The sequence below is a fragment of the bacterium genome (assembly GCA_026398675.1).
Classification (GTDB): Bacteria; RBG-13-66-14; RBG-13-66-14; order RBG-13-66-14; family RBG-13-66-14; genus RBG-13-66-14.
The window spans coordinates 1-6181 of sequence record JAPLSK010000356.1 but is presented as its reverse complement, the minus strand read 5'-3'; the positions used below and the strand labels follow the sequence as shown (position 1 = coordinate 6181).

The window sequence follows — 6181 nt, the reverse complement described above, 5'->3', positions numbered from 1 at the left end:
CTCCCCAGCCCGTAAGCCGCTTCCCCCCAAAGGGGGGAGGGGGATAAGGCAGCCCTCACCCCTGCCCCTCTCCCACGGGGAGAGGGGGACTGATTTCGACCTTCACCCCGGTCTACGTAAACATAGGGCGGCCCAAATGTGGGCCGCCGCACGATTTCTCCCCGTCGGACCGCGCTAGGGCAGCTCGGCGATGGACTGGAACACGTTCCCGGCCAGGCGGTAAAGCTCGCCCCCGGCGTTGAAGGCGTACACGATCCAGTCGTCCAGGTCGGGCTCGTAGAAGGCGGTGATGTCGTAGGGCCCGCCGCCGGGAATCTGGTCCACGGTGACGAAATCCGTCCCCTGGAGCCGGTGGAGCATCCCCGAGCCGTTGACGGTGTAGACGATCCAGTCGTCGGCCACGATGTCGTAGAAGGCGGCGACGTCATAGGGCCCGCTGCCGGGCATGTCGGTGACCTTCTCGAAAGCGTCGCCGCGCAGCATGTAGAGCCCGCCGGAGTCGGAGAGCGCGTACACGATCCAGTCGTCGAGCAGCGGGTCGTAGAAGGCGGAGACCTGGGGCACGGCCAGGACGGCTACGGCCGTCAGGCACAGAAAGAGAGCGATCTTCTTCATAAGTATCTCCTCGTTGGGGATCGGCCGGTTCGGCTGGTGGGGTAAGTGTATCACACGGCGATTGTCGGGGGACAGAGGCGCCCCGGTTGTGCTACCATCCTTGGGATTAAAATAATCGGGCCTCCAGATCAAAGGAGTGAGGTGGGCGCTCAAGGGTCCAAGAAGGCGGGGTGGAAGGTGCTGGTGACCTTCGCCGTGGCGGCGGCGGCCGGCTTGCTGGCCTTCCTTTTGAATCTGACCGCATTCTTCGAGGACTTCGAGCTCTCGACGATGCGGGCCCGCGTGCAGGTCCGGGGCAAGTGCTACGAGGGCGCCGAGAACGCCGGCGCCAAGGTCCCCGGAATCGCCATCATTGACGTGGACGAACGCAGCCTCCTGCCCCCCGATCAGGAGGGGCTGGGCCGCTACCCCGACTGGACCCGGGAGTACTACGCCCAGGTGGTGGACCTGGTGGCCCAGGCCGAGCCGGCGGCGCTGGTCTTCGACATCCACTTCTTCGAGCCGGCGGGCAACCCCGACTACCCCCGGATAAACCGCCGGTTCCTGGAGGGCGCGCGTTCGGTGGATGAGGTCGCCGGCTGGATGGCCTCCCATTCCGAGGACGAAGTCTTCGCCGGGTCCGTGGCCCGGGCGGGGGACGTCATCCTAGGCCTCTCCGCCGTGGACTTCTCCGCCGAGGAGCAGGCGCGCGATGTCTCCGGCAACCCCTTCACCGCCCGCGCCATCAAGCTCCCGCCGGAGGTGACGCGGAACCTCTACTACTTTACCGGCTGGTTGCCGCCCATCCCCGAGCTGTCCGGAGCCGCCCGCATGCTGGGGCACACCAAGATGTCCCCCTACGACGAGATTATCTGGCGGGTGCCGCTGTTGATCTCCGCCGAGGGCCCCCGGCCCGGGGAGGTCCTCGTCTTCCCGAGTCTCTCCCTGGCCGCGGTGGCGCAGGCCCTGGGCGTCCCCCTGGACAAGATAAGCTTCGACCCCGACGTGGGCGTCCTTCTGGGCGACTCGAAGGTCATCCCCACCACCCCCCAGGCCGAGCTCCTGCTCAACTACCTCGGCCCGCCGGGGCAGGGTCCCGAGGGAACCTTCAACTACTACTCCTTCACCGACATCGAGTACCTGGCCGTACGCGACGATATGTCCCCCGAACAGAAAGCCGTCCAGGCGTGGGACAACTTCCACGGCAAGGTCGTCCTGGTAGGCGGCACCGCCGAGGGCCTCTTCGACTTCATCTCCAGCCCCTTTTCCAACACGCACCCGGGCCTGGAGATCCACGCGACCGCCATCGCCAACATGCTCGGGGACGACTACCTCGATCGCCTGGACCCGGGCCTCGCCCTGGGGATTTTCATCCTCCTCACCCTGGGGGTGGGCTTCCTGGTGGCCTACCTGCGGTGGTGGGTGGCCATCCCCCTGACCCTGGTCCTGTTGGGCGGCTACATCTTCGGCGCCTTCTGGATATTCTCCGCCCACAACCTGTGGCTGGAGATTGTCCGGCCCGGCTCCGGCATCCTGTTGGCCCTGGTCACCGTCGTCGGCTTCAACTACGTCACCGAGCAGCGGGCCAAGCGCAAGATAAAGGACACCTTCCAGCACTACGTCTCGCCCGCCGTGGTGGAGCAGATGATAGACAACCCCGACCTGTTGAGGCTGGGGGGAGAGAAGCTGGACCTCTCCGTCATCTTCACCGACGTCAAGGGCTTCACGCGCATCTCCGAGCAGATGGAGCCGACGGACCTCGTGCACCTGATGAACGACTACCTGACCCCCATGGCGGACATCATCCTCGCCAACCGGGGGACGGTGGACAAGTTCATCGGGGACGCGGTGATGGGGATTTTCGGGGCGCCGGTGCCCGTGGAGCACCACGCCGACGCCGCCTGCCACACCGCCCTGGAGATGATCGCCAAGCTCGAGGAGCTCAACGCGCAGTGGAAGCCCCTGAACCTGCCGCACATGTCCATGCGGATCGGCATCAACTCCGGCCCCATGGTGGTGGGCAACATGGGCTCCCACACGCGCTTCGACTACACGGTGATGGGGGACAACGTGAACCTGGGCGCACGCCTGGAGCCCCTGAACAAGATCTTCAGCACCCAGGTGATCTGCTCCGAGTTCACCCGGGAGCGCCTGGTGGACCGCTTCATCCTGCGCAGCCTGGGGAGCTTCCGCGTCATGGGCAAGACGGAGCCGGTTATCTGCTACGAGCTTCTGGGCCTCGGCACGCCCGAGCCGGAGCTCGAAAGCCTCTTGGCCGAGTTCAAGCGGGGTCTGTCCCTGTGGGAGGGGCGGGAGTTCAAGGCCGCCTTCGACGCCTTCGAGCGGCTGGGGAAGGGCTATCCCCAGGACGGTCCCACCGCCTACTACGCGAGCCTGTGCCGGGAGATGGCCGCCTTCGACCCCGGCGACGACTGGCGGCCGATCCACACCCTGCTCTTCAAATAGTCGCACATCGGCGCCGTCGCGCCGGGCCGATTGCGTGATTCATCAATTCTCAAGGAGGATTTGCAATGCGATACCTGACACTTGTACTGGTTCTGGGCGCGTGCGCGGCCTTCGCCGTCGGCACGGACCTCGGGGAGGTCGCTCACGACGGGGCCGCGTACCTGCCGCCGGAGCCCAACGGCTTCCTGGACGTGCTGTACATGACCATTGAGTTCGACCTTGGTCAGTTCGTGACCGGAATCGCCACCGTGCCGTCCTACGGCTGGGTCATCGCCGACGACTTCGTCCTGGACCAGGATTCGAACATCGAGAAAATCACATACTGGGTCCTAGTCGACCAGGAGGCCTCGGGCTACGTGCATCGGTTCTGGAACGATACGGGCGGCTCGGGCCCCGGCAGCGAGCTGAACAATGCGGATGCCGACTACACGCTCACCTCCACCGGCCAGTACGCCTCCGGCTATCTCGTGTACAAGATGGAAGCCGAGATGGACTACGAATTAGATGCCGGACACTACTGGGGCGCTTCGTACTTCTCCAGCGGCTTTTGGTATATGACCGTCACCAATAACGCATGGGACGACATGGCGTACTTCGATTACGGCGGTGGCGGCTCTGGCCCGTGGTACTCCTCTCAATACATGTTTGGCGCGCCCTACGGCTTCTTCCAGGTCATCGAGGGCACTGCGGTTGAGCCCGAATTCGACCCGCCGTACGTGGACTACATGGACCCGGACGACGGCGAGGTTGGCGTGCCGCTCGACTCCAACATCGTCTTCCACTGCGTGGACGACCTGCATCCCGTTGACATCGGCACCATTAACTTCACCGTTCAGGACTCCACCCTGTCCGGCGACCGCTTCGCGAGCACCGGCTCCGCTCTGAGTGTCCTCGCTATGCCGGCCCGGACCCTCCCCGGCGACTTGGTCACTGACGACGCAGATCCGATGGACGTAGTCTGCACCTGGACCGGTGACGATCCCTTCTACGAAGGCGTGACCGTCACCTGCACTGTGGCCGCCGGCCTGGCCGACGACCGCGGCAACGAGATGACCGACGACTTCGTCTGGAGCTTCACGACGGAGGATATCCCGAAGGTGGCCGAGACGACCTGGGGGGCGATCAAAGCGGAGTTCTAGCGCCGGGGGCGGGCCCAGCGAGTGGCGCGGGACGTGGTTTGTACGGTGGATTTTGGTACAATGTCAGAGACGTTTCTCACCGATTCAGTGAACGGGGTGACGGGAGCGGATTTTATTACAGCGAACGAGGGCTTTAAAAAAGGGCTACGCAGATGAACACCTTCCTCTTCTACCGCCTCCTCCTCGCCTTCCTCATCGGCGATTACGTCCTGCAGTTCGACTGGCTCTTCCGGCTGCGGTACGCCAAACGCTGGGGCGTCTTCGTCCACGCCGGCTTCCACCTGCTGGCCACCCTGGTCCTCTGCCTGCCCTACCTCCACGACACCTGGTTCTTCGGCGCCGTGGTTTTGGTGCAGGTGGCCCACGGCTTCTTCGATAAAATCAAGAAGCAGAACCTATGGGCCTTCCTGGGGGACCAGCTCTTCCACCTCGCCACCCTGGTCGGCCTCGCCTGGCTCTTCGGGAAGCTCGCCCCGGTGGACTGGCTCCCCGCCTGGCTGGACGTCCTGTGGAAGGACGACTACCTGGTCAACCTCTTGTCGGGCCTGCTCCTTTCGGCCTACATGGGGATGATTCTCGTCAACTTCGTCAACCGGACCTTCCGCAAGCCCTTCAAGCGCGAGGTTTTTTCCGATTACTATCGCAACAGCTACCTCTTCGGGGGCCTCGTGGCCTTTTCGGGCGTGGAGCTGGGGTTCCAGCTCTCGCCCTGGTTTTTCCTGGCGGCGGTGGCTCCGGCGGCGCTCCTGGTCTGGCTCGCGCGGAAACCCACCGACGAGGACGGCAGCTTCAAAGGCGCGTACAAGCTGGACTACCTCTGGATGTTCCTCTGGGCCGCCCTATGGGGCGCAATCGTGGGCCTGAAGCTCTACCCCTGATATGTTCACCGGCATCATCAGCGAAGTGGGCGCGGTCGTCCGGCTGAGGCCGGGCGGGGTCGCGCGCCTGGAGATCAACGCCCCGCGCACCGCGGTCGGCCTGAAAACCGGCGGCTCGGTGGCGGTGAACGGGGCCTGCCTGACGGCGGTGGAGGTGTCCCCCGGCGGGTTTGCCGCCGAGGCGATGGCGGAGACCCTCGATAAAACCAACCTGGGGCGGCTCGTCCCCGGCTCCCCGGTGAACCTGGAATCCCCCTTGAGGCTGGGCGACGCCCTGGACGGGCACCTGGTGCTGGGGCACGTGGACGGCCGGGCGCGGCTGGTGGAGCGGAGGTCCGACGGGGTTTTGGTCCTTGAACTGGCGGACGCCGCCCTCGCCCGCTTCCTCGTCCCCAAGGGCTCCGTGGCCCTGGACGGGGTGAGCCTGACGGTCATCGGGACCGAGGGCCGGCTTTTCACCGTGGGCCTCATCCCGCACACGGGCCGGGCCACGACCCTGGGCGCCCTGCCGCCGGGCTGGGAGTTGAACCTGGAGGTGGACGTGCTGGCCCGCTACCTCGAGGGGCTGACCCGGACTCCGAAAGGGGTGGACCATGACTTCCTCGCCGAACACGGCTATCTGTAGACTCTTGCCGCTGCTGCTCCTCGTGTCGACGTTTTGCGGCGGCGGGGGGGACGAGTCCGCCCCGCAGGTACCCCCCAAGGCGCCCGTCGTCACCCTGGCCGACGTCCTCGCCGGGAAGGAGCCCACGCCGGAGATTCGGGCCGAGCTGAAGGGCCTGGTCGCGGCGGGCACGGATGAGCTCCTCGACCTCTCCGGGCGCGTCAAGAGCGGCGAGTTGACGCCGTGGTGATACGGTCGAAGAACACCGGGTAACGGTCGCCACGGAAGTAGTACTGGATGGGCTGCGTGCCGAGCGGGATGGTGATGGCAGCCGGGCTGGCCGGTTCCTTCTCCACCAACTTGACGTTCTTGTCGGTATCAAGCTGCGGGGTCAGCTGATCATTGCTGATCTTGACTCCGGGCATGATCTTCTCGAACGCGCTGGACTCGCGGATGCGGATGCGGGTGAAGTCCGACACCATGTCCTGGGCTTCCTTGGT

7 protein-coding genes are annotated in these 6181 nt (G+C 65.3%); 5 read left to right on the top strand and 2 right to left on the bottom strand.

Annotation, left to right across the window (positions count from 1 at the left end; all coding sequences use genetic code 11):
* Window positions 1–174: 174 nt before the first annotated feature.
* Window positions 175–615, bottom strand: a complete 441-nt coding sequence (locus NTW26_10825) for a hypothetical protein (GenBank protein ID MCX7022744.1) — start codon at window positions 613–615, stop codon at window positions 175–177.
* 141 nt (window positions 616–756) lie between these two features.
* On the opposite strand from NTW26_10825, the gene NTW26_10820 reads away from it, so the two are divergent.
* The 5 genes from NTW26_10820 to NTW26_10800 all read left to right on the top strand — a co-directional run bounded on the left by NTW26_10820 (window position 757) and on the right by NTW26_10800 (window position 5931).
* Window positions 757–3060 (top strand): adenylate/guanylate cyclase domain-containing protein, encoded by a 2304-nt coding sequence (locus NTW26_10820; GenBank protein ID MCX7022743.1) that lies wholly within the window; start codon window positions 757–759, stop codon window positions 3058–3060.
* 65 nt (window positions 3061–3125) lie between these two features.
* Window positions 3126–4199 (top strand): Ig-like domain-containing protein, encoded by a 1074-nt coding sequence (locus NTW26_10815; GenBank protein MCX7022742.1) that lies wholly within the window; start codon window positions 3126–3128, stop codon window positions 4197–4199.
* Window positions 4200–4351: 152 nt separating this feature from the next.
* Window positions 4352–5077, top strand: a complete 726-nt coding sequence (locus tag NTW26_10810; GenBank protein MCX7022741.1) for a DUF3307 domain-containing protein — start codon at window positions 4352–4354, stop codon at window positions 5075–5077.
* A 1-nt stretch (window position 5078) separates the two neighbouring features.
* Window positions 5079–5702, top strand: a complete 624-nt coding sequence (locus tag NTW26_10805; GenBank protein MCX7022740.1) for a riboflavin synthase — start codon at window positions 5079–5081, stop codon at window positions 5700–5702.
* The gene (locus NTW26_10800) at window positions 5671–5931 is read left to right on the top strand and encodes a hypothetical protein (protein ID MCX7022739.1); all 261 of its coding nucleotides are present in this window, start codon (window positions 5671–5673) and stop codon (window positions 5929–5931) included. Before NTW26_10805 ends, NTW26_10800 begins: the two co-directional genes overlap by 32 nt.
* On the opposite strand, the gene NTW26_10795 is transcribed toward NTW26_10800, so the two are convergent.
* Window positions 5903–6181 (bottom strand): hypothetical protein (locus NTW26_10795; GenBank protein ID MCX7022738.1); only part of this gene is annotated, 279 nt, incomplete at its 5' end. The two genes, NTW26_10800 and NTW26_10795, sit on opposite strands and share 29 nt — an antisense overlap.